Origin of the sequence: Nocardiopsis sp. MG754419, assembly GCF_018207095.1 — a bacterium.
Taxonomy (GTDB): domain Bacteria; phylum Actinomycetota; class Actinomycetes; order Streptosporangiales; family Streptosporangiaceae; genus Nocardiopsis.
Genome location: NZ_QOCZ01000393.1, coordinates 1 through 379, shown reverse-complemented (window position 1 = coordinate 379; position 379 = coordinate 1). Strand labels below are relative to the sequence as shown.

Genomic DNA, 379 nt, shown 5'->3' with positions numbered 1-379 from the left:
CTTGGCGATCACGGGCAGCATCACGTTGAGCTCGAAGTTCCCGGAGGCACCCGCGGTGGTGATGGTCACGTCGTTGCCGATGACCTGAGCGCAGACCATGAGGACGGCCTCCGGGATCACCGGGTTGACCTTGCCGGGCATGATCGAGGACCCGGGCTGGAGGTCGGGGAGCCGGATTTCGGCGAGCCCGGTCCGCGGGCCCGACGCCATCCACCGCAGGTCATTGGAGATCTTTGTCAACCCGACGGCGATGGTCCGCAGTTGCCCGCTGGTCTCGACGATCCCGTCCCGGGCCCCCTGCGCCTCGAAGTGGTTCCGCGCCTCGGTCAGCGGCAGCCCCGTGGCCCGGGCCACCTCCTCACGCCACTGGGCGAGGTCA

Annotated in this window: 1 protein-coding gene; it reads right to left on the bottom strand. The window is 69.1% G+C overall.

What is annotated here, in order from left to right; all coding sequences use genetic code 11:
* The coding region (locus DSY14_RS28265) for a lyase family protein (protein WP_249188598.1) at window positions 1–379 on the bottom strand (379 nt) is incomplete at both ends.